Source organism: Dehalococcoides sp. THU4 (assembly GCF_043231265.1).
Taxonomy (GTDB): Bacteria; Chloroflexota; Dehalococcoidia; order Dehalococcoidales; family Dehalococcoidaceae; genus Dehalococcoides; species Dehalococcoides mccartyi.
Genome location: NZ_CP171266.1, coordinates 972,069 through 997,182, shown reverse-complemented (window position 1 = coordinate 997,182; position 25,114 = coordinate 972,069). Strand labels below are relative to the sequence as shown.

Sequence of the window (25,114 nt, the reverse complement as noted above, 5' to 3'; positions counted from 1 at the left end):
TAAGTGAGATGGCAAATAACAGCTGCGAAAGAGGCTCCGGTTCTTCTATGATAATCCCCACCATAATTCTGGCGGTTGTAGCGGTGGTGGTCAGCATTATTGCTTATAACAAAAACGGCGCCCACACCGAAGGGTTTAAGGCCGCTTGGGATATATTTATTCAGGTATTACCCATGATGGTACTGGCCTTTATTATTGCCGGTATGCTCAGGGTTATTATACCCCAGGAAACTATCAGCCAGTGGCTGGGGCAGGAATCAGGTTTCAAGGGCGTACTTATCGGCACGGCTTTAGGCGGACTGATGCCGGGCGGGCCTTACAGCTGTATGCCTATTGCCGCCGGTCTGCTGGGCGGTGGCGCCGGAGCCGGCACTATGGTTGCTTTTATGACCGGCTGGTCTCTGCTGGCGGTCAACCGCCTCCCCCTTGAGATTGGTATGCTGGGCTGGAAATTTGCCCTGATACGGCTGGCAGTAACCGCCCTGATGCCTATTGCCGCAGGTATGCTGGCCAATGCCCTTTTCTCAAAAGTAAACCTGCTTGAATAGTTTTATCCACAGGAATAAACTATTAGGCTGTAAACGTAAGTTGGCGAAAGGAAGTACCTGAGAGATGATGGTAAGAATCCCCTGCCCTGATTGTGGCGTAATTGGCAGTTTTTCATTAGCTGACGAGGTATATGAAGGGCCTTATAAATGCTGGAAATGCCGCAAACTTTTCAAAATACGCATTGAGCGGGGTTCTGTACAGCTTTGCGAGCCCATAGATGAAGCAGAATTTGAACGGCTGAAATCCCTGGGTGACTTAAAACGCAAATCACGGGGCGGGGACGAAGAGTAGCCTTCCCTTTAATAAATTTATGAAGCCAGTTCGGCCATGCCCGGTGTGGTCTTCCATTTCCGGGTGTGGCTGTTTTTATATTCCTCCAGTTTAGACGGAAAATCAGGACTGTCAATGCTGTCCAATGTCATAATAAGAGCATCTTCATGGTTATCCAAATAATATTTTTTCCGTATGCCTTTTATGGCAAAACCATATTTCAGATACAGGTTTTGAGCCACAATATTTGAAACCCTGACTTCAAGGGTCATTTCAAAGCATTTGTGTTTTATAGCCTCTTTTAAGGAACTCATCAGAAGCAATTCGCCAAACCCTTTACGGCGAAAGGAATCCCGGACTGCCACGCTTACCAAGTGGGCAGAACCGGCCATAACCCATATGGCACTGTAACCGATAACCTTCGGGCAGTCAGTATCCTGTCTGACAACGCCGTTATCCTGACGTATGCAGCTCCACAGCCGTTTCCAGATATTCGGGCTGATTTCAGGCGAAGCACCACGGGAAATATCTTCATCAACCAGCACCATATAATGGGCCATGATGTTTTCCATCTCACGCTTAAAGTTGGTAGCCGGCCACATGGTGGGAAATGCTTCTTTATCTATCTGGTTAAGTTCCGGTATGTCCTGGTCTTTTATAGGACGGATTAAATAGGTCATTTAAATAAACCTCTTGCAAACACTGCCCGGATATTTTAACATACATGCCCAAATAAAAGGGTACAAAACAGCCTATCAGGCGGGTAAATCTGGCTTGCCGAACCTTTCATATTCGCTATATACACACCCGCAGTATTGCTGGCGGTAAAGGTCTAAGGACTTGGTAATATGGCGGCTGTCCGAATAACGTTTCCGAAGGTCTGCATAAGCAAACCTGACCCCCGTTTCCTTAGCCAAAGCTTCAGCCGAGCAGACTGCATCCTGGTGTTTCTGGTGGGGGCTGATAAAAAGGCTGGAAGAAAAATATTCATACCCATGCCCTGCGGCATAAGCGGCAGTCTGCCCCAGCCGCATATCAAAACAGATTCGGCAGCGCCCGTCCACATTGGCGGATACATTTTTAAAATATTCGGCCATTTGATATGAAGGCTCTGTTATAAGCTCAAAACCCATTTCAGCTGAAAGTTTCCGCATAGCCTCAAGCCTGCTTTGATGCTCAGTAAATGGGTGAATATTAGGGTTATACCAGTAAACACTGACCACAAAACCCTGTTCCTGCCAGTATTTAAAAGAGTAAGCGGTACAGTGAGCGCAACAGCCATGAAGGAGAAGTTTAGGTGCCATTCTCCGCCCAAAGCCCCTGCTGGTTATTTTTATCAGCCGGGTAAGGTATATTCAAGTGCTGGTAAGCCAGACGGGTTGCCTGACGCCCTCTGGGCGTTCTTTCCAGAAAACCCAACTGGAGCAGATACGGTTCGTAAACGTCCATAATAGTATCTGCTTCTTCGGAAATAGCGGCGGCAATGGTTTCAAGCCCTACCGGCCCGCCGCCGAATTTATGGATAATGGTTTTTAAAACCTTGTGGTCAATTTCATCCAGCCCCAATTTGTCTACTTCCAGACAGGCCAGAGATTCCGCTGCCATATCCCCGGTAATCAGCCCGTTTCCCTTTACCTGGGCATAATCCCGCACCCGCCGAAGCAGACGGTTAGCCACTCTGGGAGTGCCGCGGGAACGGCAAGCTATCTGGCGGATACCGTTTTCTTCCGCCTCCACCCCCAGTATACGGGCGGAACGGCTGACAATATCATGAATGGCATCTTCGTCATAAAAATCCAGCCGGAATATAGAACCGAAACGGTCACGCAGAGGTGCGGAAAGCATGGCGTAACGGGTGGTCGCCCCTATCAGGGTAAAGTGAGGCAGTTTAAGCCGCAGGCTTCTGGCACCCGGCCCTTTTCCTACCATTATGTCAAGTGCATAATCCTCCATAGCCGGGTAAAGGACTTCCTCTACATTCCGGCTGAGGCGGTGAATCTCATCTATAAACAAAATATCAAAAGGCTTAAGGTTAGTTAAAATAGCCGCCAGGTCACCCTGCCTTTCAATGGCCGGGCCGGAGGTGATGCGGATATTCACCCCCATCTCCAAAGCTATTATATGGGACAGAGTGGTTTTACCCAGCCCCGGCGGCCCATAAAGCAAAACATGATCCAGCGCCTCTCCCCTTTGCTTGGCCGCCTGTATGGCTACCCCAAGATTATCCTTGAGGCGTTTTTGACCTATAAAATCAGACAGGCAACGGGGGCGGAGACTGGTATCCAGCTTGGCATCATCGGCGGCCAGTTTCCCGGATATAAGACGCTCTTTTTCCTCTGACATTTGAAATATTATAGCACAAATATTCCAAACCGCCCTCAATATTCAGGCGTTAGAGGGGGTGTCTGACGGGTCATATGCCTTGTGGGCTGATAAGGGAGATATCTCAGGATAATAAAAAGAGGGGCATAATGCCCCTCTTTTCAAGACTATAACAACCGAAGCTTATTTAAGCCTAAAGGCAATTTTCCGGCAGAGTGCTGACTACAGGTGCGGCAGCGGCAGCGGCTATCCGTTCCGCTCTTTCAACCGTAGCTTCCTTGCAGGATTTGCACTGGGCAGGTATAAGCTTGCCTATGATAACATTTTCCTTAAGGCCGGACAGCTTGTCCACCTTGCCGTAAATAGCGGCATCAGTAAGGACACGGGTGGTCTCCTGGAAGGAGGCCGCCGCCAGCCAGCTTTCGGTGCTGAGTGAGGCACGGGTAATACCCATAAGCACGGTATGGGCGGTTGCCGGTTCGCCGCCTTCGGCCAGAACCTTAGCGTTGATATCCTCGTAGCGGAACTTGTCTACCAGTTCACCCGGAACCAGGTCAGTATCACCTGAGGAGTCAATGCGTACCTTGATAAGCATCTGGCGGGCAATAACCTCTATGTGTTTATCGTTGATATGTACGCCCTGAGAGTAGTAAACCTTCTGGACTTCTTCAACCAGATACTTCTGGACAGCGTCCCTGCCCAAAATGGACAGAATATCCTGCGGGTTTATAGAGCCGTCAGTCAGCTGCTGACCGGCACGGACACTATCCCCGGTTTTAACCTTTATCTGCATGGCGGCAGGTATAGCGTATTCACGTTCTTCGCTTTCGCTGTACTTGATGGTGATAAGGCTGCCATCCACTGAAACTTCACCGGCCACTCTGGCAACCACATTCTGGTCACTCTGAACTACCGCCTTGGACTTGCCTTCCATTTCAGGCGAAGCCAGCACCATGCCTGAATCCACCCACTGTCCGCTTTGAACCTGAGTCTTCCAGCCGGAAGGCAGCTCATATTCGTCCTGATATACTTCATCAGAGAATATGCGGATATGGCGGCCGTTTTCATTTTCAATAACCTCGGCCTCACCGTCTATTTCAGAAATAATGGACTGAACCTTGGGCGGACGGGCCTCAAAGAGTTCTTCAACTCTGGGAAGACCGGTCGTAATATCTACGCCTACCACACCGCCGGTATGGAAGGTACGGAGTGTCAGCTGGGTACCGGGCTCACCGATACTCTGGGCGGCAATGATACCTACGGCGGTATTCATGTCTACCAGACGGACACGGCCAAGGTCACGCCCGTAACAGCGACGGCACATGCCGTGAGTAGCTTCGCAGGTAAGCGGAGAACGGACAAAGACTTCGGTGATACCGGCTTCGCCGATAGCCTTAGCCTTAGCTTCGTCAATCTCTTCATTGTTACCCACGATAATCTCGCCGGTCTGGGGGTGAACTACATTGTGAGCTGCCCAGCGACCGAGTACGCGGTCAACCAGCGGGGGCAGCATACCCTTTTCTTTGGGTTCTACTATCCAGGTGCCGTTTGAAGTGCCGCAGTCTTCCTGAAGGATAATAACATCCTGGGTTACGTCTATAAGGCGGCGGGTCAGGTAACCTGAACCGGACGTACGCAAAGCGGTATCAGCCAGACCTTTGCGGGCACCGTGAGTAGATATAAAGTACTCCAGAGTAGTCAGGCCTTCACGCAGGGAAGACTTGATGGGGAAGTCAATAATACGGCCGGACGGGTTAGTCATAAGGCCGCGCAAACCGGCCATCTGGCGTATCTGGGAAATATTACCCTTAGCGCCGGAGTTAGCCATCATGTACACGGAACCCTGTTTGTCAAAACCGGCCTGAATAGCATCTGTAATGCGGTCAGTAGTTTCCATCCAGGTTTCAATGATGCTGTTGTAGCGTTCGTCTTCGGTGATAAGACCGCGGGCAAACTGACCTTCGGAAATGGCAGTCCGCTCATCAGCGGCAGCTACCAGCTTGGCTTTTTCACGCGGCACCGAAATATCACTCATGGCAATGGAAATGCCGGAGCTGGTGGCATATTTAAAGCCAAGCTGTTTTATTTTGTCCAGCATGGCGGCCATATCCTGGCTGGAAAGAATCTTGTAACAGCGGCCGATTATCTTTTTGATGGCGGATTTGGGTATATCCATATTCTGGAACTCTACTTCCTTGGGCAGGACATCATTAAATATAATCCGCCCGGTAGTGGTTTCCAGCATATTACCCTTGCCGTCACGGACTTTGATAATAGCCCTGAGGTCAATAATACCCATTTCGTAATAGTGCTTGGCTTCTTCAAAGTCACTGAATATCTTGCCTTCACCCTTAGCACCCGGCCGGGTAGTAGTCAGGTAATAACACCCGAAGACCATATCAAGGCTGGGGGATACCACCGGCTCACCGCTGGAGGGAAGCATCATATTATGAATGGACAGCATGGTTTCACGGGCTTCCTTTACGGCCGCTTTGGAAAGGGGCACGTGGACAGCCATCTGGTCACCGTCAAAGTCAGCGTTAAAGGCTGAACAGACCAGCGGGTGAAGCCTGAGAGCACTGCCGTCAATAAGCACCGGCTCAAAGGCCTGGATACTAAGGCGGTGCAGAGTGGGAGCGCGGTTAAGCATAACCGGCCTCTCCTTGACCACCTCTTCCAGAATATCGTAAACCTCCGGGCGGGCGCGCTCTACCAGACGGCGGGCGCTCTTGATATTGGGGGCTAAGCCGTCCCGTACCAAGCGGTGCATGACAAAGGGCTTAAAGAGCTCAAGTGCCATACGGCGGGGCAGACCGCACTGTGAGAGTTTGAGTGAAGGGCCTACCACAATAACCGAACGGCCTGAATAGTCAACCCGTTTACCCAGCAGGTTCTGGCGGAAGCGTCCCTGTTTGCCGCGAAGCAGGTCAGAAAGGGATTTAGCTTTGTGGTCACCATTTACAGCCACGCTCTTGCCACGGCGCCCGTTATCAATAAGTGAATCCACCGCTTCCTGAAGCATACGCTTTTCGTTGCGGATAATAATCTCCGGCGCCCCGATTTCCATCAGGTGCTGAAGGCGGTTGTTCCGGTTGATAACCCGGCGGTAAAGGTCATTTAAGTCACTGGTGGCAAAACGGCCGCCGTCAAGCTGAACCATAGGACGCAGGTCAGGCGGCAGTACCGGCAGAACCGTCATAATCATCCATTCAGGCTTGTTGCTGGAACGGCGGAAAGCCTCTACCAGCTGAAGCTGTTTGCCAGCCTTTTTGCGGCGCTGGCCGGAAGTGGAGCGGGTTTCCTGAATAAGCTTACTCCGCTCCTTGTCCATATCTATATAAGAAAGCAGCTTAAGCAGAGCTTCGGCACCCATGGAGGCCTCAAAAACATTGCTGAAACGCTGTTTCAGCTCGTAATACTGGTTTTCGGTCAGCAAATTGCCTATTTGGAGGTCTTTCAGCTGGTCTATAAGCAGCTGGATATCTTCTTCCATCTGCTCACGTTCAGTTGAAAAATCACGGCGAACCTGATTTATGGCTTCAACAGTGGCATCTTCGGCTTCCATCTGGGCAACCCTGGTATCTACCTCGCTGCCCTTATCAGCTACCCGCTGGGAGGAAATAACCTCCAGATCTTTAATGGCCTTTTCACGGGCTTCGTCATTGACCCCGGTTATAATGAAATGGGAATAATAAATTATCCTTTCAAGGCTGCGGGTGGACAAATTAAGCAGCAGGCCTACCCGGCTGGGAATACCGCGGGTAAACCAGATATGGCCTACCGGACAGGCCAGTTCAATATGCCCCATCCGTTCACGCCGTACCTTGGCACGGGCAATTTCCACGCCGCACTTGTCACATATAATGCCCTTGTAGCGGATACGTTTGTATTTGCCGCAGGCACACTCAAAGTCCTTTATAGGGCCAAAGATACGCTCACAGAACAGACCGTCCCGCTCCGGCTTTAACGTACGATAGTTTATGGTTTCAGGTTTGGTAACCTCACCATAAGACCAGCTTCTTATCTGGTCAGGGGAAGCCAGTGAAATCCGTATTGCATCAAAATCATTAACTTCGTTCATCGTTTTCGGATACCTCTTCATCATTTGATGACATTGCCAAATCCTGGTCGTCAGTATCAATTACCGACATCATGGAGTCTTCAATATCCTCGGCGCCTGCATACAGGGTCTCAGGCAGTATTTCAGCAGAAACATCTTCACTGCCCGGCAGGTTGGCCTCAGTCAGTGCGGCCACCTTTTCAGAGGGGGCAATCTTGACTTCTTCATTTATTACTTCAACAGCCAGACCCAGGCTCTGAAGCTCTTTTACCAATACTTTAAAGGATTCGGGGACACCGGGCTGGATTACATCCTCACCCTTTACAATGGATTCATAAGCCTTGGCGCGCCCTGCAATATCGTCTGACTTGATAGTCAGCATTTCCTGCAGGTTATGGGCTGTACCGTAAGCGTACATAGCCCAAACTTCCATCTCACCGAAGCGCTGGCCGCCGAACTGGGCTTTACCACCCAGAGGCTGCTGGCTGATGAGCGAATAAGGACCGGTGGCCCGGGCGTGGACTTTATCCTCCACCAGATGGATAAGTTTCAAAATATACATATTGCCTACGGTTACCGGCTGGTCAAAGGTTTCGCCGGTGCGCCCGTCCCGCAAAACTGATTTACCCACAATAGGCGAAGGCAGGCGGCTTTGACTGCTTACTTCGTAGGCTTTCTTTTCCAGTTCAGCCCCGCTTAAAGAAGAAGCATCTACCCCCATATCCTTCAGCCAAAGCTTCAGGCTGACTTCCTTGGCCAGACCGGGGTGCTTTTCGTCAAAGACCTTCTTACCGTCAAACCCCTGTTGTTTAATCCACTCTACAGCCTTGGCGGTATCAGTGCTGGGGCGTTTGTTTTCCGGGCTCATGTCTGTGGCACCGGCCTTGGCGGAAAGCCAGGAACGGGCCAAAGCGTCTTCAATGGCGGTATCATCTGCCCCGTCAAATACGGGGGTGGCCACCCTGAAGCCCAGCAGGTGTCCTGCCCAGCCCAGATGGGTTTCCAGAATCTGCCCCAGGTTCATGCGGGAAGGTACGCCGATAGGGTTCAATACCACATCTACCGGAGTGCCGTCAGGCAGGTAAGGCATATCCTCTACCGGGGCAATTATAGAGATAACACCCTTGTTACCGTGGCGGCCGGCCAGTTTGTCACCCACTGAAACCTTGCGTTTCTGGGCAACCCAGACCTGCACCCATTTGTTAACCCTGGCAGGCAGGTCATCACCGTTTTCGCGGGAGAAGACCCTTACATTTATAACCTTGCCCCATTCACCGTGAGGCATACGGAGTGAAGTATCTTTAACTTCGCGGGCTTTTTCACCGAAGATAGCCCGGAGGAGTTTTTCCTCAGCTGAAAGCTCGGTTTCACCCTTGGGGGTGATTTTACCCACCAGAATATCATCCGGACCCACTTCAGCCCCGATGCGGATAATACCGTCTTCGTCCAGCTCACGCAGGCTTTCTTCACCCACGTTAGGGATATCACGGGTTATTTCCTCACCGCCCAGCTTGGTATCACGGGCCTCAAGTTCATGCTTGGTAATATGGATAGAGGTAAAGGCGTCTTCCCTCACCAGCCGTTCGCTGAGGATAATGGCATCTTCATAGTTGAAACCCTGCCAGCTCATAAAGGCTACTACGCAGTTCTGACCCAGAGCCAGTTCGCCGTTTTCGGTAGCAGAGCTGTCAGCCAGTACCTGCCCGGCTTCTATCTTCTGTCCTTTATTTATAACGGCATGCTGGTTTATACAAGTACCCTGGTTAGTGCGGACAAATTTCTTTAGCAGATATTCGTCATCCTGGCCTTCGGCAGTGCGGATTATTATCTTTTCGCTGGTCACCGAAGCAGCTACACCGGCGCGCTTGGCAAAAATAACCTGGCCGGAGTATCTGGCTGCTTCGCGTTCCATACCGGTTGCCACCATGGGAGCTTCTGCCCGAAGCAAAGGCACAGCCTGGCGTTGCATGTTGGCACCCATAAGGGCGCGGTTGGCATCATCATGCTCAAGGAAAGGTATGAGCGAAGCCGCCACGCTGAAAATCTGTTTGGGTGAAACATCCATGTAATCAATCTTTTCGGGGGGTTCTATTACGTAGCGTTCAGCCAGACGGGCTTCAATCCTTTCATCCAGGAAATAGCCGTTCTCGTCCAGACGGGTATTGGCCTGAGCGATAATATAGCGGTCTTCTTCGTCTGCCGGCATATATTTGACCTCGGCAGACACAAAAGGCATGACCTGAATATCACACTCCGGCAGCTTTGAAATAAGCTTGAAATTTTCTTCGCTGACTACGCTTCCGGCTGATGCCAGCACTTTGTCTTTGTCACTGACTGCGGCTGCAAGCTTAAGGCCTACCAGTTTTTTATCATTATTTTTCAGTTTGGAATAAACCTTGCGGTAAGGGGTTTCCACAAAACCGTAGCGGTTAATCCGGCTATAGGTAGCCAGAGAACCGATAAGACCAATGTTCGGGCCTTCAGGTGTCTCAATGGGGCAGATACGCCCGTAATGGGAATAATGAACGTCACGAACGTCAAAGCCGGCTCTTTCGCGGGAAAGACCGCCGGGGCCCATGGCGGACAGACGGCGTTTATTGGTAATTTCAGCCAGAGGGTTAGTCTGGTCCATAAACTGGGAAAGCTGTGAACCGCCGAAGAACTCTTTAACTGCCGAAACCACCGGGCGGATATTAACCAGAGCGCTGGGAGTAACTACTTCCAGATTTACAATGCTCATTCTCTCACGGGCAACCCTTTCCAGACGTACCAGACCTATGCGGAACTGGTTCTGCACCAGTTCACCCACCGTCCGGATTCTGCGGTTACCCAGGTGGTCAATGTCATCAGGGGTATCCTGGCCGTTGTTGACCATGATAATCCGCTTGATTATAGCCACTATGTCTTCGCGGGTAAGGGCGCGGTTATCACCAACCTCGCGGTCAGGCAGCTCCAGACGGCGGTTAACCTTGTAACGGCCTACCTTGCCCAGGTCATAGTGCTGGGGGTCAAAAAACATTTCGTTAATAAGCTTGCGGGCGTTGTCCGCATTGGGCGGGTCACCGGGGCGCAAGCGGCTGTAAATATCAATAAGAGCACTGATTTCGTCTTTTATAAGGGGGTCGCGGTCAATACTGGACTGGATATAATGGCGTTCGGGGTCATTATCAATAACCTCAAACAGATTTAAAATATCCAGGTCATCAGAATAACCGATGGCCCGCAGAAGGGTGCTGACAGGAATCTTGCGGCGGCCGTCAATCTTTACTGAAATAACATCCCGGTTAGAGGTTTCAAACTCCAGCCAGGCACCCCTGCTGGGAATAAGGTTGGTGTGGCAGAGAGGACGGCCGGTGGCCGGGTCATCTGAAATAGTGAAGTAAACGCCGGGTGAACGCAGCAGCTGGCTGACAACCACCCGCTCCGTACCGCTGGTGATAAATGTACCCAAAGCGGTCATCAGGGGAATGTCACCGAAGAACAAGTCAAAGGGTTCTTTGATTTCACCGGTAGTTTTAACTATTAACCGGGCTTTAACATACAAAGGTACAGAATAGGTCTGGTCACGCTGAGTGCATTCGTACTCAGACAAACGGGGTTCGCGGAATTCGTAGCCAATGAATTCCAGTTCCAGTCTGTTGCCCACGAAGTCTTTGATAGGGGAAATCTCCTCAATCAGTTCACGGAGACCCTCCTCCTGAAACCAGACAAAAGACTGCAGCTGCATCTCTATCAGGTTAGGTACATTGACAACCTCGGGTAGTTGGGCATAAGATTTGCGGGTTATACCGGTGGCGGCGTCGGCCTTAGGTAACATAGATACCATGTCTGCTCCTTATTATAATCTCAAGGGACGTCGTTGCGCTAAAAAACAAAAGCGCACAATAATGCGGCTAGAAGAAAAAGTTGCTGTTTTTGGTTTGACATTTTTTCTGGAGGCATAATTTGCAAATAATAATGGTACTCCTGTAAACACAGTTTGTCAAGTATTATAGCAGGTTTTATGTAATATAAATAGCCTGTTTTAAAGGAAAAAGTACTCTTTCCCGAAAATATTTTATCTGCCCCCCTTTTCCTTATATATAATGAAATTGACGTACCTATAGCCTTGTGTTAGTATAAAACAGATTTAAAAGTAATGTTCCGGCAGGGGTTTCATATTACAGAAAGCCCCTTTTTCTTTGTCAGATATTTAAACGAAATATTTAGCAAGAGGTTGGCAACTTTTATGACACTCCTTGAAGAAGAAATTATCCGCCATTCCTCAGACCAAAATACCCTGATTACCATAGGAGTTTTTGACGGTGTTCATCTGGGGCATCAGCACCTTATAAACGAGCTTAAAAAACAGGCCAAAGAACGTAATCTGCAAAGCTGCCTTATCACCTTTAAAGACCATCCCAGCAAAGTGCTTGGGCAGGATGATATTAAACTGATACTAAGTTTGGAAGAACGCAATCTGGCGCTTTCGCAAATGGGGCTTGATCAGATTATAATGCTCTCTTTCACCCCTGAAATCTCCACTGTCTCCGCCACCGACTTTGTAGGCTATCTGCTGGACCACCTGCACATGAAAGGCATTGTGGTGGGTTCGGATTTTGCTTTGGGCAGAAACCGGGCCGGAGATGCCACCGCCCTTAGGCGGCTTAGCCATATTATGGACTTCAGTGTTTCGGTAGTATCGCCGGTAGTTATAGAAAACCAGATAGTCAGCTCTACCGCTATCCGCCGGGCACTGCTTTCCGGCAATGTCAGCAAAGCCCGCCTGATGCTGGGAAGAAACTATCACCTCCGCGGAACTGTTCAAAACGGGGCAAACCGGGGTACGAAACTGGGCTTCCCCACCGCCAACCTTACCCTGCCCGGTTATCTGGCCTTGCCGGCAGACGGTGTTTATGCCGCCAAAGCATTTTTAGGCGAAAAAGAGTATAACGCGGTAGCAAATATAGGCTCATGCCCCACCTTCGGGCAGGAGGAACACCGCCTTGAAGTCCACCTGCTGGATTTTGCAGGTGATATAAGGGGTCAAGTACTTAAGGTAGAATTTGTAGAATTTTTACGGCCTGAAATCTGCTTCGCAGATGCCGAAGCCCTGAAAACCCAGATTTCAGCTGATATATCAAAAGCCAGAGATATACTGAGGTAATACCAGATGAACCAAGCGGAAAACCGGATAGACCAGATTTTGAAACGGGGCGTAGCCGAAGTAATTGTAGAAGAAGACTTTAAAAAACTGCTTCTTTCGGGTAAAAAACTCCGCCTGAAAGAAGGCTTTGACCCCAGTTCGCCGGATATCCATCTGGGACACATGGTAGCCCTTAGGAAACTCCGCCAGCTTCAAGACCTGGGGCATCAGGTAGTTTTGATAGTGGGAGACTGGACCGCCCAGATTGGTGACCCTTCCGGCGCTTCTGTCACCCGCCCCATGCTTTCGGCCGAGCAGGTAAAGGCAAATGCCAAAACCTATCTGGAGCAGTTTTTCAAGATTGTAGATAAAGACAAAACCGAAGTCCGCTGGCAAAGCGAATGGTACGCTAACTTTAAACTGGAAGACGTAGTCCGCCTTTCTTCCAAATTTACCGTAGCCCAAATGCTGGCCAGAGACGATTTTGCCAAAAGATATGCCGCCGGCAAACCCATCAGCGTAACCGAACTGCTCTACCCCATGCTTCAGGCCTATGACTCTGTCATGGTGAAATCTGACGTGGAGTTCGGGGGGACAGACCAGAAGTTTAATTTGCTGGTAGGGCGTGAACTGCAGGAAATGCTGGGGCAGAAACCCCAGCAGGTGCTAATGGTACCCATACTGGTAGGCACTGACGGCGTCCACAAAATGAGCAAAAGCCTGGGCAACTATATCGGCGTAGCCGAAGAGCCCACCGAAATATTCGGCAAGTGCATGTCTATCCCGGATGAGCTGATACTCCAGTATTTTGAACTGGTGACTGACATACCCGCAACCGAAATAGCTGATTTTAAAAACCAGATGGCAAACGGCCTGGTAAACCCCATGGTACTTAAAAAACGCCTGGCCCGTGAGCTGATAACCCAGCTTTACAGCGCCGCTGCCGCCGAAGAGGCGGATGCCCAGTTTACCCGGGTGGTGCAGCGGGGTGAAATACCGGAAGATATGCCGGAATGCCGCCTGGAAAACGGGGAGAGCATCTGCGTGATAGATTTTATTATCAAGGCAGACCTTGCCAAGAGCAAAAGCGAAGCCCGCCGCCTGCTGGAACAGGGCGGAGTGGAAATAAATTCCGCTAAAATATCAGACCCCGGTACAACCGTAAAATGCGGTGATATAATAAAAGCCGGCAAGAGACGCTACTCCAAAGCTGTTTAGAATTTTGCTAAAAGCAATATTTTTTATATACTAAAGGTAATATTTGAAAAGGAGCCAGTATGCAAAACCTGAGAATCCCCGGACCTACCCCCTGTCCTGAAGAAGTCTTAACCGCCATGGGCCAGCAGATGATAAACCACCGCGGACCCGAAATGGCAGCTATCATGAAAGAGGTAGCTGAAAAACTGAAGTATTTCTTCCAGACTAAAAATGATGTCTTGGTGCTCACTGGCTCAGGTACTGGCGGCCTTGAGGCCGCGGCTGTCAACTTTTTATCTCCCGGTGAAACCGTACTAAGCGTTTCCATAGGTGTATTCGGCGAACGCTTTGCCAAGATTGCCTCCATTTTCGGGGCTAAGATAATTGCCCTTAATTTTGAGCACGGCAAAGCGGCTGACCCCGCTCTGGTCAAAAAGGCTCTGGCGGAACACCCCGAAATAAAAGCGGTGCTGATTACCCACAACGAAACCTCCACCGGCATTACCAATGACCTTAAATCTCTGGCATCCGTAGTAAAGGGTGCCGGCAAGCTGCTGATGGTAGATGCCATTTCCAGCCTCAGTTCCATTGACCTGCCGGTTGACGAATGGGGTTGTGACGTGGTTGTATCCGGCTCACAAAAAGGCTGGATGGTTCCCCCCGGTCTGGCTTTTATTTCCGTCAGCCCTGATGCCTGGAAAGCCAATGCCGAATCCAAGATGCCCCGCTTCTACTGGGACTTGGCTAAACACAAAGCCAGCATTGAGAAAGGGCAGACCCCCTGGACGCCCTGCGTTTCAGTTATTGTAGCTTTACACAAAGCTTTAGCAATGATGGAAAAAGAAGGTATGCAGAATATTTTCAAGCGCCACCAGAAAATTGCTGACTTTACCCGCAAGGGTGTTAAAGAGCTGGGTTTGACCCTGCTTGCCGAAGAAAAATATGCATCCAACACCGTTACTGCTGTTTTGGCTACCGAGGGGCTTGACCCCAAGAAGCTCTTAAAGGTAATGCGCGAAGAATACAACACCGTGCTGGCCGGCGGACAAGGCCCTCTGGAAGGCAAGATTTTCCGTATAGGCCATCTGGGTTGGGTAACCGAAAATGACATTAAAGTCACCCTGGACAATCTTAAATTAGCCCTGCCCAAGGCAGGTTTCAGGAGTTAAAATGAAAAAAGTACTGGTAAGCGATGCACTCTCCGCAACCGGGTTATCCCCCCTTAAGGAGATTGCACAGGTAGATGTAAAGACCGGCCTAAAACCGGAGGAATTGGTAAGCATTATCGGTGAATATGACGCCCTGCTGGTACGCAGCCAGACCCAGGTCACCGCTGATATTATCAATGCCGGTAAAAAACTGCAGGTTATCGGCCGGGCCGGAGTGGGCGTAGATAATATTGACTTAAAAGCTGCCACCGGTAACGGTATTATCGTGGTAAATGCCCCCACCGGCAACACTATCTCCGCTACCGAACATACCCTGGCCCTTATGCTGTCTATGGCCCGCCATATTCCCAGAGCCAACGCCAGCCTGAAATCCGGCCAGTGGAAACGCAATGAATTTATAGGCTCTGAACTTAAGGGCAAAACGCTGGGCATTGTAGGTTTGGGCAATATCGGCTCTGAGATAGCCAAACGGGCTTTAGCTTTGGAAATGCGGGTTATAGGTTATGACCCCTTTATATCTATGGAACGTGCCAAAAAACTGCAGGTAGAACTGGTACCCTTTGAAGACCTGCTGAAACAGGCTGACTTTATCACCCTGCATGTTCCCATGACCGGTCAGACCAAGGGACTTATCGGCCCCAAGGAACTGGAGATGATGAAACCCACTGTCCGCCTTATCAATACCTCCCGCGGCGGCATCATAGACGAAGAAGCTCTGGCAGCAGCCATCAAAGAAAAGCGTATCGGCGGTGCCGCTATTGACGTTTTCTCCAAAGAACCCTGCACCGAAAGCTGCCTCTTTGAGTGTGACAATATTATTGTTACCCCCCACCTGGGTGCTTCCACTGCCGAAGCCCAGGAGCTGGCCACCTCTGACGTAGTCAAACAGGTAATAGATGTATTTGAAGGCCGCCCTGCCCGCTATGCCGTAAATGCACCCTATATCTCGGCCGAAAGCCTGCCGGTAGTCGGTCCCTTTATGCCGGTTGCCCGCACGGTAGGCAGTCTGGTAAGCCAGCTGACTGACGGGCACATGAAAAATGTGACCATCAAATACTGCGGCGAACTGGCCGCTTATGACACCACCGCCCTGAAGGCTCTGGTGCTGGGCGGTATACTTGAGCATATCAGCGAAGAACGGGTGAACGTGGTCAATGCTGATATCGTAGCCTCACAGCGCGGGCTGGGTGTAACCGAACAAAAGGAATCCGCCTGCCAGAATTTTTCCAGCCTGATTACCGTCACCATAGATACCGATAACGGCAAATCCAATACGGTTGCCGGCAGTCTGGTGCGGGGTGACGTGCATATTGTAAGGCTGAATGATTACTGGATAGATATTGTACCTACCGGCGGTTATTTCCTGTTTGCAGACCATATAGACCGCCCCGGACTGATAGGTGCGGCCGGTAAGATTACCGGTGATGCAGATATCAACATAAGCTACATGCACCTCAGCCGCCAGAAAGCCAGAGGGCAGGCCCTGATGATACTGGCTCTGGATGAACCCCTGCCGGAAAAACAGCGCCAGCAGCTGCTGTCCCTGCCGGACGTTCAAACAGTCCAAGTTGTAAAAATCTAGTTTTTAAGGTTTAGGGTAATAAAGCAAGGCTACCGCTTAAGTTGCTGGTAGCCTTGCTTATTTGAGGGATAAATGAAAATCGGGGTACTGGCCCTACAAGGGGCATTCCGGGAACATATAAATATGCTGCGTACGCTGGGAGCGGAAGCGGTGGAAGTACGCAAGGCTGAAGAACTGGCTGAACTTTCAGGGCTTATCATCCCCGGCGGCGAAAGCACCACCATTACCAAACTCCTTTATACATTCGGCCTGGCCAAGCCTGTAAAAGATTTAGCACGTAACGGAATGCCCGTTTGGGGTACCTGTGCCGGTATGATTTGCCTTGCCAAAGAGCTAAGCGGAGATATTTCCGGGGTAAAAACGCTTGAACTTATGGATATCACTGTCCGCCGGAATGCCTTCGGCAGGCAGGTAGACAGCTTTGAGGCAATGCTGAAGGTCAAGGCTCTGGAAGGCGGGGATTTTCCGGCGGTATTTATCCGCGCTCCTTTGGTGGAAAAAACCGGACAAGGGGTGGAAGTACTGGCCAAGCTGCCTGACGGGACTATGGTGGCGGTAAGGGAGAATAATTTGCTGGCAACATCGTTCCACCCGGAACTCTCGGCGGATAACCGCTTTCACCGGTACTTTGTTCAGATGGCCAAAGATTACAAACCCTGATTAAAATATTTAGGTAAAATCATAAAGGGGAGGCTTTCACCTCCCCTTCTTTGTTTTATAAACCTATGTGATTTACTTTTTAGTACTTGCCTCAGAGTCAAAACGGTAAACGACCAAACCCGAAGGCAGTTTGGGGAAGAAATAAGTGGATTTGCGGGGCATGCGGTCAGATACATCTGAAATAGCCTTGATAACCTCCGCCTTCATGGGGTTCAGAATAAAGGCCAACTGGAATTCACCTGATTTCACCCGTGAAACCACATCATTACGGTCAAAATTAAAAGCTATGCGCGGGTCTTCCACCGTTTTAAGCCCCATCAGCTCCTCAAGGATAATATGGTCAAGTACGCTAACATCCAGCTTCTTATAGATATCTGAATGGAAATACGGCATAAGGTTACTGGCAGTCTCAACCTCACGCAGGGTAAGCAGCGTGAAGTTTTCTGTGCCACCCAAACCGTACATAACCAGGCGGATTTTACCCTCTTCTTTAAGGGCTTTGTCCAGAGTATCCCAAGCACCAGGCAGTTTGGCAGGTATGGTAGTAACATCAAAGAACGATGCCAGTTTGGTCTTAAGGTTTGATAATGTGCTTGCGTCCATGCCGCCCAGCAGGCGGTGCGCTGGCAAAACTACCAGACCGGGGTCAGCAAAGTCTACCAGGGTCATCATTACAAAATTAACCGGGTCATCAGAGGGGAGCTGGGGGTTTCCGGCCAGACGCTCCCGCCTGTAAGTCAGGGCGCTTTCATAACGGTGATGGCCGTCAGCTATGTAGATGGGTTTCTTGTCAAATAAAGCCGTTATTTTGGATATGGCTGGTTCATCAGTTACCACCCAAAGCTCATGGCGTTCGCCTTCAATATTCATGCTGACAACCGGTTTGCTTTCGGTTTGCAGCTCAAGCAGCCTGCTTACGTCTTTTTCTATATCCTGATACAGCCCATACACCGGGCTGGTATTGGCACGGACAGCTGAAATGAGGTTAATCCTGTCCCTTTTAGGTTCGGAAAGTGTGCCTTCGTGGGGGCGGATAACCATCCTGTCCCATTCCTCAAGCCGCACTCTGGCAATAATGCCCCGCCTTTTATACTGTTTGCCGAACACGCTGAAGTAATGGTCATGTATGTATATAGCCGCTTTCTTTTCGGCAGTCATTACCCGTTCGCCAATCCATTTTTCCAGGATGGCGGCGGCACGGGTATAGCGGTTATCTACAATATTGTCCTGGGGGGTGGGCTGGCTGTATTCCAGCCGTATATAGTTGTAAGGGCTGCGCTCTTTAAGGGCTTTTTCCTGTTCAGGGCTGATAATGTCATAAGGCGGACAGATAACATCTGCCATATCATCTACAAACATAGGGTTGTAACGTAATCCGTGAAAAGCCCGAACTTCAGCCATTTTTCTAGCTCCCTCTTTCCAAAATCTGGTTTTAGTTTAACTTAGAACGGCGTCTGACGCAAGCCCCTTTCAAACGTGAACGGTTGTACTTTTGTACTTGCTCTAAACAGGGGCTGTGATATACTAATAACCTGTATGGAAGATATGTTTTCCCCCCGAACGGAAATAGAAAACCTGAGGCGCGAGATAAACCGCCATAACCAGCTGTATTACGTTCAGGATAACCCTGAAATATCTGATTCCGAGTATGACGCCTTGCTCCGCCGCTTAAAAGAGCTGGAGGAAGCCCACCCTGAGCTTGTTACGGCGGACTCACCCACCCAAAGAGTGGGGGCTGAGCCGCTAAAGGCCTTCGGCATTGTCAATCACCCTTATCCGCTGCTTTCTCTGGCAAATGCCTTTTCAGATACGGAACTGGAAGCCTGGTACCTGCGGGTAAAGAAACTGCTGGGGAATGCCGCTTTTCAGATAGACTGCGAACCCAAAATGGACGGGCTGGCAGTTGCACTTACCTACCGAAACGGCAAGTTTACCACCGGCGCTACCCGGGGTGACGGCTTTCAGGGTGAAAATATTACCCGAAACCTGAGAACTATCCATTCTATACCCTTAAATACCGAGGAGGACACCCCCCCTGTTTTTGAAATAAGGGGTGAAGTTTATCTTCCAAAAGAAGGCTTCGCCAAACTCAACCGTGAAAGGGCTGATAAAGGGCTATCCCTTTTTGCCAACCCCCGCAATGCCGCCGCCGGTTCACTCCGCCAGCTTGACCCGTCAGTAACGGCCGAAAGACCGCTGGATATATTTATTTATGCTCTGGGGTATGCGGAAGACAGCCTGCTGCCTGACAGCCACTGGCAGATACTGGAGTACTTCAGCCGCCTGGGTTTCAGGATAAACCCGCGTAACCGTCTGGTAAACACCCTGGAAGAAGCCAAAGAATACTACCGTGAGATGGCGGAAAACCGGGATTCCCTGCCCTACGAAGCAGATGGGGTAGTCTTCAAGGTAGATTCCGTATCCCTGCAGCAAAAACTGGGGGATGCGGGACGTGAACCCCGCTGGGCTATCGCCTATAAATTTCCGGCTGAACAGGTCACTACCCTCCTTAACAAAATAGGCATATCGGTAGGCCGTACCGGCACTTTAAACCCGTATGCCATCCTTGAACCGGTAAATGTAGGCGGGGTAGTGGTAAAACAGGCCAGTTTGCATAACGAAGATGATATCCTCCGCAAGGATATCCGTGAAGGGGATACGGTAGTAATCCAGCGGGCGGGGGAAGTAATACCTGAGGTAGTTGCCCCGGTGCTGGCTAAACGCAGCCCCGAATCAAAACCCTTCAGCATGGAGGAAACCCTGTTTAACCCCAAACTTAACCGCCCGGCCTGCCCGGTGTGCGGAGGGGAAATATACCGCCCTGAAGGTGAGGCTATGCACTACTGTGCCAACGTTTCCTGCCCCGCCCAGTTTGAACGCCAGCTGGAACACTTTGTTTCCAGAGGGGCTATGGATATCCGCGGCATCGGCGAAAGCCTGAGCGTGATACTGGCACAAGAGGGATTGGTCAAAAACGTATCTGACCTTTACTACCTGACTGCGGCTGATTTACTGAAACTGCCGCGCATGGGTGAAAAAAGTGCGGATAATATAATAAAAGCTATCGCAGACAGCAAAAGCCGCCCGCTGGACAGGGTAATATTCGGGCTGGGTATCCGCCACGTGGGAAATGAGACAGCCGCTTTGCTATCCAGCCGCTACGGGGATATATGGGCACTGGCTGGGGCAGGTCTTGATGAACTGCAAACCATACCGGATATAGGTGCCAAGATAGCCAGCAGCATAAAAGCCTATTTCAGCGAAGAAAAAAACATAGCGGTCATCCACCGTTTGGAAACAGCCGGAGTAAAGCTTGCTTCAGACCAAAAACCCTCACATAAACCTCTGCCGCTTTCCGGAGTGGAGTTTGTAGTCACCGGCAAACTGGAAGGTTTAAGCCGCGAAGAAGCACAGCAAAAAATCCGCTCACTTGGCGGCACGGCCAAGGACAATGTTACCAAAGCAACCCGCTATCTGGTGGTAGGTGCTGATGCCGGCTCCAAGCTGGCCAAAGCCCGCAGTATGGGGGTAAAAGAGCTGTCCGAACAGGAATTTATAAATATGCTGGAGCAATCTTGATGAAACTTATTATCGGGCTGGGAAACCCCGGCAAAGAATATTCGGGTAACCGCCATAACGTGGGTTTCCAGTGCCTGAGCCGTTTTGCCAAAGACAACCATATCAGCTTTGACAAAAAATGCTGCCTTTCCCGCACCGGTTCAGGACGCATAAATGACGAGGAAATAGTGCTGGCCAAACCCCAGACCTATATGAACCTCTCCGGCAAAGCCGCCAGCCAGCTGCTTCGCCGCTACAACCTTAAAGCCGCTGATATTATTGTAGTGCAGGATGATTTGGATTTGCCTGCGGGCAAAATCCGACTGCGGCTGGGGGGAAGTGCCGGCGGGCATAACGGCATTTCGTCTATTATTACAGACATCGGCACCAAGGAATTTATCCGCCTGAAGATAGGTATCGGCAAGCCGGATAGCCGGAATAACGGAACTGAGGTGGTAGACCATGTACTGGGCAATTTCGGCGGGGAAGAACAGGAGATTATGGACAAGGCTATTACCCGTGCTTCCGAAGCACTCACCTGCCTGCTGACCTGTGGGCTGGATACCGCCTCCAACCGTTTCAACTCTTAAATCTTTGCCCCAAATAGCACGGGGGTGTTATAATTCCCTTGCTTTTCATGGATAATAAACGTATTTTCATTGCGGTTATAGGTGCCTCCAAAGCCACTCCTGAGGAAACCCGTTTGGCAGAGGAAGTGGGCAAAGAACTTGCGCTTAGGCAGGTTACACTTGTCTGCGGGGGCATGGGCGGGGTAATGGAAGCCGCCTGCCGGGGTGCATCTTTAAATGGAGGGCTAACCATAGGTATACTGCCGGGAAACAGCCGTGAAGAGGCAAACCCGTATGTCCAAATACCCATAATAAGCAGTATAGGTTTTGCCCGGAATGTCATGGTGGTCAAATCTGCCCAGGCGGTTATTGCGGTGGGCGGTGCTTACGGAACACTGTCTGAAATAGCCTATGCCCTGCAAAGCGGACTGCCGGTAATTACTTTAAACAGCTGGTCAATGAGCCAGAACGGCAAGGCTGACGGCGCTGTAATCAAAGCCGGAAATGCCCTTGAAGCAGTTACAATGGCTCTGGATTTAATAAACTAATACGAGTGTGAGGTAATTGTGTCTGCAGTAGTCAAGTCTATCAAGGCCAGAGAGATACTGGATTCCCGTGGCAACCCCACCGTTGAAGCGGATGTAGTTTTATCTGACGGCTCTTTCGGCCGGGCGGCTGTACCTTCGGGTGCTTCCACCGGCAGCCATGAAGCCGTGGAACTGCGTGACGGAGACAAATCCCGCTATAACGGGCTTGGCGTACAAAAGGCAGTTACTAATGTAAATACCGCCATTGCTAAGGCCATATCCGGTTTCAAAGCATCAGACCAGCAGGGGCTGGATAATCTTTTGATAGAACTGGACGGCACTCCCAATAAAGCCAAGCTGGGGGCTAACGCCATGCTGGCCACTTCACTGGCAGTTGCCCATGCCGCAGCTGCATCCTGCCATATGCCTCTTTACCGTTACCTGAACAACTGTGACGAATATATCCTGCCCGTACCCATGTTCAATATATTAAACGGCGGCAAACACGCCTCAAACTCCACTGACTTTCAGGAGTTTATGGTGATGCCCACAGGTGCCAAAAGCTTTGCCGAGGCACTCCGGATGGGTACCGAGGTTTACCACAGCCTGAAAAAAGTGTTGAAAGGTATGAACCAGAATACTACTGTAGGTGATGAAGGCGGTTTTGCCCCTTCCCTACCCACCAATAAAGATGCGGTGGAAGTAATACTGAAAGCCATTGAAAAAGCCGGCTACCGCCCCGGTGAAGATATATTCATAGCCCTTGACCCGGCTTCAAGTGAACTTTATCAGGACGGCAAATACACCCTGGCAACTGAAAATAAAACCCTCAGCAGTGCCGAAATGGTGGATTACTGGTGCGGCTGGGTGGAAAAATACCCCATAATCAGTATTGAAGACGGCCTTTTTGAAGATGACTGGGACGGCTGGAAAATGCTTACTAAAAAAATCGGCAGCAAGGTTCAGCTGGTGGGTGATGACTTTTATGTCACCAATATAAAGCGGCTGGAAAGGGGTATAAAAGAAAACGCCTCCAACTCCATACTTATTAAACTTAACCAGATAGGCACCTTGTCTGAGACTATTGCCGCTATCAAAATGGCAAATAATTCCGCCTGGACAGCAGTGGTCAGCCACCGCAGCGGAGAAACCGAAGATACTACTATTGCAGATTTGGCTGTGGCCATGAAGGCCGGCCAGATAAAAACCGGCGCTCCCTGCCGCGCAGAACGCACTGCCAAATATAACCGCCTGCTCCGTATTGAAGAGGAACTGGGCGGAAAGGCCAAATACCCCGGCAAAGAGGCCTTTTTCAACTTAAAATAATTATAAAAGGATATAGAAACCCTCTGGATGCAGCCGGCAGCCGGTGAAAACCCTCCCACACTGCATCCGCAGGGTAAAGCTTTAAAGATATGCCAGATGCCATATGGGATAAAAAATTTTTCATAAAATGTGAGCTGTTTTGAAAAATAACGGGCACCCCAAATACATCGGCATTACCACCACCGTACCCATAGAAATACTGCTTTCAGCCGGTTACAGCCCGCTGGACCTGAATAATATTTTCGTTTCAGATACAAATCCTGACAGGCTTATCCGCTTGGCTGAAAAAGACGGCTTTCCCTTAAACTGCTGCGCCTGGATAAAAGGCATTTACGGTGTCTGCCTGGATAAAGGCATCAGCGAGGTTATCTGTGTAACCAGCGGTGACTGCTCAAACACCCAGATGCTAAGGGAAGTTTTAAACCTAAAAGGTATCCGCACCATTCCTTTTGACTTCCCCACCGAACCCAACCCCGCGGAGGTAAAAGCATCTCTGTCAAAACTGGCCCTCAGGCTGGGCACTACTCTTGAGGCGGCGGAAGAATGGCGGAAAACACTTAGTCCCGCCAGAGAACTGGCACACAGGCTAGACTACCTGTGTTATGCCGGAAACAAAGTATCCGGTTTTGAAGACCACTACTGGCTGGTATCCAGTTCAGATTTTAATAGTGATTATGTAAAGTACCAAGCCGACCTTCAGAAACTCCTGAACACAGCGGAGAACCGCACTCCTTATCCCCCGACCGAACTACGGCTGGCTTATCTGGGTGTGCCATCGGTATTCGGGCAGGAGCTTTACCCTTACCTTGAGCAAAACGGAGCCAGAGTGGTGTTTAATGAAATCCAGCGGCAGTTCAGCCTGCCCGAAGGCGGTGCTGATATCTCCCGGTCTTACACCGCTTATACTTACCCCTACCCCATGGAATACCGCTTAAGGGATATCCAGACCCAGCTCACCGAGCGCCGTATAGACGGCATAATCCATTATGTTCAGGCTTTCTGTCATCGGGCTATCGGTGATATTATATTGAGGCAAAAGCTGCCGCTTCCCATGCTCACCCTGGAAGGCAACGCAGATTTTCATTTAAACCAGCATCAGAAAACTCGGCTTGAGGCCTTTTTGGATATGCTTAAGGCCAAAAAACAGATAAACCTATAATTTACTTGAAGGGGGATTATTATGGTAACCAGAATCGGCATTAACGGATTCGGGCGAATCGGGCGTATTACCCTAAGGACTATTAACCAGTACCACCGCGGCGAACTTGAAGTAGTAGCGGTAAATGACCTGGCCGACAATAAATCCAACGCCCACCTTTTAAAATGGGACTCAACCTACGGCAAATATCCCGGTACAGTTGAATCTGATGACTGCTCTATAATAGTAGACGGCAAACCCATCAAGGTTTTCAGCGAACGTGACCCCATGCAGATCCCCTGGGAGACCGCCGGAGTAGATTTGGTGATTGAATCTACCGGTTTGTTTACCGATGCCGCCAAAGCCTCCGCCCACCTTCGCGGCAGTGTTAAGACTGTGGTAATTTCAGCCCCGGCCAAGGGTGAAGATATCACCGTGGTTATGGGTGTAAACGAAGAAAAATATAACTGCAATACTCACCGTGTTATCTCCAATGCCTCCTGCACCACCAACTGTGTCGCCCCCCTTATAAAGGTACTCCATGATAAATTCGGGGTTAAAAAAGGTTTCATGACTACCTGCCATGCCTATACCAATGACCAGAAGATACAGGATATGTTCCACAAGGACATCCGCCGGGCCAGAGCCGCCGCGGTCAATGTTATCCCCACCACTACCGGTGCTGCCAAAGCGGTAGCTTTGGTGCTGCCCGAACTTAAAGGCAAACTGGACGGCATTTCATTCCGCATACCCTCTGCCAGCGTTTCACTGGTGGATTTTGTTGGTGAACTGGCCAGAAATGTAACCGTAGAGGAAGTAAACGCCGCTTTCAAGGAAGCCGCCCAGGGCAAGCTGGCCGGAATACTGGAATACTGCGAAGAGGAGCTGGTCAGCAGTGATTTCAAGGGCAACCCTGCCAGTTCCATCATAGATGCCCCCAGTACTATGGTTCTGGACGGCAATATGGTAAAAGTACTTTCATGGTATGACAATGAGTGGGGTTACTCCACCCGCCTGGGAGATTTGATAGCTTACATCTCCAAATAAATTTTAAACTAATAA

Annotated in this window: 19 protein-coding genes; 13 read left to right on the top strand and 6 right to left on the bottom strand. The window is 50.2% G+C overall.

Going from position 1 to position 25,114, the window contains the following annotated elements; genetic code table 11:
* The first annotated feature begins 47 nt into the window (after nucleotides 1-47).
* Nucleotides 48-548 (top strand): permease, encoded by a 501-nt coding sequence (locus ACE6F3_RS05280; RefSeq protein ID WP_231935580.1) that lies wholly within the window; start codon nucleotides 48-50, stop codon nucleotides 546-548.
* 64 nt (nucleotides 549-612) lie between these two features.
* Nucleotides 613-840, top strand: coding sequence for a hypothetical protein (locus ACE6F3_RS05275; protein WP_010936384.1), 228 nt, complete (start codon nucleotides 613-615; stop codon nucleotides 838-840).
* Nucleotides 841-857: 17 nt separating this feature from the next.
* Here ACE6F3_RS05275 and rimI read toward each other — a convergent pair whose 3' ends face one another.
* The 5 genes from rimI to ACE6F3_RS05250 form a co-directional block, all read right to left on the bottom strand.
* Nucleotides 858-1,499, bottom strand: coding sequence for a ribosomal protein S18-alanine N-acetyltransferase (rimI, locus tag ACE6F3_RS05270; RefSeq protein ID WP_077975185.1), 642 nt, complete (start codon nucleotides 1,497-1,499; stop codon nucleotides 858-860).
* Nucleotides 1,500-1,574: 75 nt separating this feature from the next.
* A complete protein-coding gene (locus tag ACE6F3_RS05265; protein ID WP_077975184.1) occupies nucleotides 1,575-2,123 on the bottom strand; it encodes an epoxyqueuosine reductase QueH in 549 nt (182 codons plus the stop codon).
* Nucleotides 2,113-3,162: a Holliday junction branch migration DNA helicase RuvB gene (ruvB, locus tag ACE6F3_RS05260; protein WP_077975183.1), complete on the bottom strand. Its 1,050-nt coding sequence runs from the start codon at nucleotides 3,160-3,162 to the stop codon at nucleotides 2,113-2,115. The genes ACE6F3_RS05265 and ruvB overlap by 11 nt, the downstream gene beginning before the upstream one ends.
* Nucleotides 3,163-3,334: 172 nt before the next feature.
* Nucleotides 3,335-7,222 carry a DNA-directed RNA polymerase subunit beta' gene (gene rpoC / locus ACE6F3_RS05255; protein ID WP_077975182.1) on the bottom strand — a complete coding sequence of 1,296 codons (3,888 nt, stop codon included), beginning with the start codon at nucleotides 7,220-7,222 and terminating at the stop codon, nucleotides 3,335-3,337.
* Nucleotides 7,209-11,027: a DNA-directed RNA polymerase subunit beta gene (locus ACE6F3_RS05250; protein ID WP_077975181.1), complete on the bottom strand. Its 3,819-nt coding sequence runs from the start codon at nucleotides 11,025-11,027 to the stop codon at nucleotides 7,209-7,211. The genes rpoC and ACE6F3_RS05250 overlap by 14 nt, the downstream gene beginning before the upstream one ends.
* 402 nt (nucleotides 11,028-11,429) lie before the next feature.
* Between ACE6F3_RS05250 and ACE6F3_RS05245 the strand changes: the two genes are divergently transcribed.
* The 5 genes from ACE6F3_RS05245 (at nucleotide 11,430) to pdxT (ending at nucleotide 16,934) form a co-directional block, all read left to right on the top strand.
* Complete coding sequence (locus ACE6F3_RS05245; protein WP_058292251.1) at nucleotides 11,430-12,347, top strand: bifunctional riboflavin kinase/FAD synthetase; 918 nt, start codon at nucleotides 11,430-11,432, stop codon at nucleotides 12,345-12,347.
* Between the two features lie 6 nt (nucleotides 12,348-12,353).
* On the top strand, nucleotides 12,354-13,544 hold the full coding sequence (gene tyrS, locus ACE6F3_RS05240; RefSeq protein WP_010936376.1) for a tyrosine--tRNA ligase: 1,191 nt from the start codon (nucleotides 12,354-12,356) through the stop codon (nucleotides 13,542-13,544).
* A gap of 59 nt (nucleotides 13,545-13,603) precedes the next feature.
* Complete coding sequence (locus ACE6F3_RS05235; protein ID WP_010936375.1) at nucleotides 13,604-14,692, top strand: alanine--glyoxylate aminotransferase family protein; 1,089 nt, start codon at nucleotides 13,604-13,606, stop codon at nucleotides 14,690-14,692.
* A gap of 1 nt (nucleotide 14,693) precedes the next feature.
* Nucleotides 14,694-16,274, top strand: coding sequence for a phosphoglycerate dehydrogenase (gene serA / locus ACE6F3_RS05230; RefSeq protein ID WP_077975180.1), 1,581 nt, complete (start codon nucleotides 14,694-14,696; stop codon nucleotides 16,272-16,274).
* A gap of 72 nt (nucleotides 16,275-16,346) precedes the next feature.
* Nucleotides 16,347-16,934, top strand: a complete 588-nt coding sequence (gene pdxT / locus ACE6F3_RS05225) for a pyridoxal 5'-phosphate synthase glutaminase subunit PdxT (protein WP_077975179.1) — start codon at nucleotides 16,347-16,349, stop codon at nucleotides 16,932-16,934.
* Nucleotides 16,935-17,006: 72 nt separating this feature from the next.
* Here pdxT and ACE6F3_RS05220 read toward each other — a convergent pair whose 3' ends face one another.
* Entirely contained in the window at nucleotides 17,007-18,335 is a 1,329-nt protein-coding gene (locus tag ACE6F3_RS05220) for a DUF1015 domain-containing protein (protein WP_077975178.1), read from the bottom strand.
* Nucleotides 18,336-18,479: 144 nt separating this feature from the next.
* Between ACE6F3_RS05220 and ligA the strand changes: the two genes are divergently transcribed.
* From ligA to gap, 6 genes are all read left to right on the top strand, one after another.
* Complete coding sequence (gene ligA, locus ACE6F3_RS05215) at nucleotides 18,480-20,513, top strand: NAD-dependent DNA ligase LigA (RefSeq protein ID WP_077975652.1); 2,034 nt, start codon at nucleotides 18,480-18,482, stop codon at nucleotides 20,511-20,513.
* A complete protein-coding gene (gene pth / locus ACE6F3_RS05210) occupies nucleotides 20,513-21,082 on the top strand; it encodes an aminoacyl-tRNA hydrolase (protein WP_077975177.1) in 570 nt (189 codons plus the stop codon). The genes ligA and pth overlap by 1 nt, the downstream gene beginning before the upstream one ends.
* A gap of 47 nt (nucleotides 21,083-21,129) precedes the next feature.
* Nucleotides 21,130-21,609 carry a TIGR00725 family protein gene (locus ACE6F3_RS05205; RefSeq protein ID WP_077975176.1) on the top strand — a complete coding sequence of 160 codons (480 nt, stop codon included), beginning with the start codon at nucleotides 21,130-21,132 and terminating at the stop codon, nucleotides 21,607-21,609.
* 18 nt (nucleotides 21,610-21,627) lie between these two features.
* Nucleotides 21,628-22,914, top strand: a complete 1,287-nt coding sequence (gene eno, locus ACE6F3_RS05200) for a phosphopyruvate hydratase (RefSeq protein WP_077975175.1) — start codon at nucleotides 21,628-21,630, stop codon at nucleotides 22,912-22,914.
* Nucleotides 22,915-23,053: 139 nt separating this feature from the next.
* Complete coding sequence (locus ACE6F3_RS05195) at nucleotides 23,054-24,073, top strand: 2-hydroxyacyl-CoA dehydratase (RefSeq protein WP_077975174.1); 1,020 nt, start codon at nucleotides 23,054-23,056, stop codon at nucleotides 24,071-24,073.
* A gap of 21 nt (nucleotides 24,074-24,094) precedes the next feature.
* A complete protein-coding gene (gene gap / locus ACE6F3_RS05190) occupies nucleotides 24,095-25,099 on the top strand; it encodes a type I glyceraldehyde-3-phosphate dehydrogenase (RefSeq protein ID WP_077975173.1) in 1,005 nt (334 codons plus the stop codon).
* The last annotated feature ends 15 nt before the right edge of the window (nucleotides 25,100-25,114 follow it).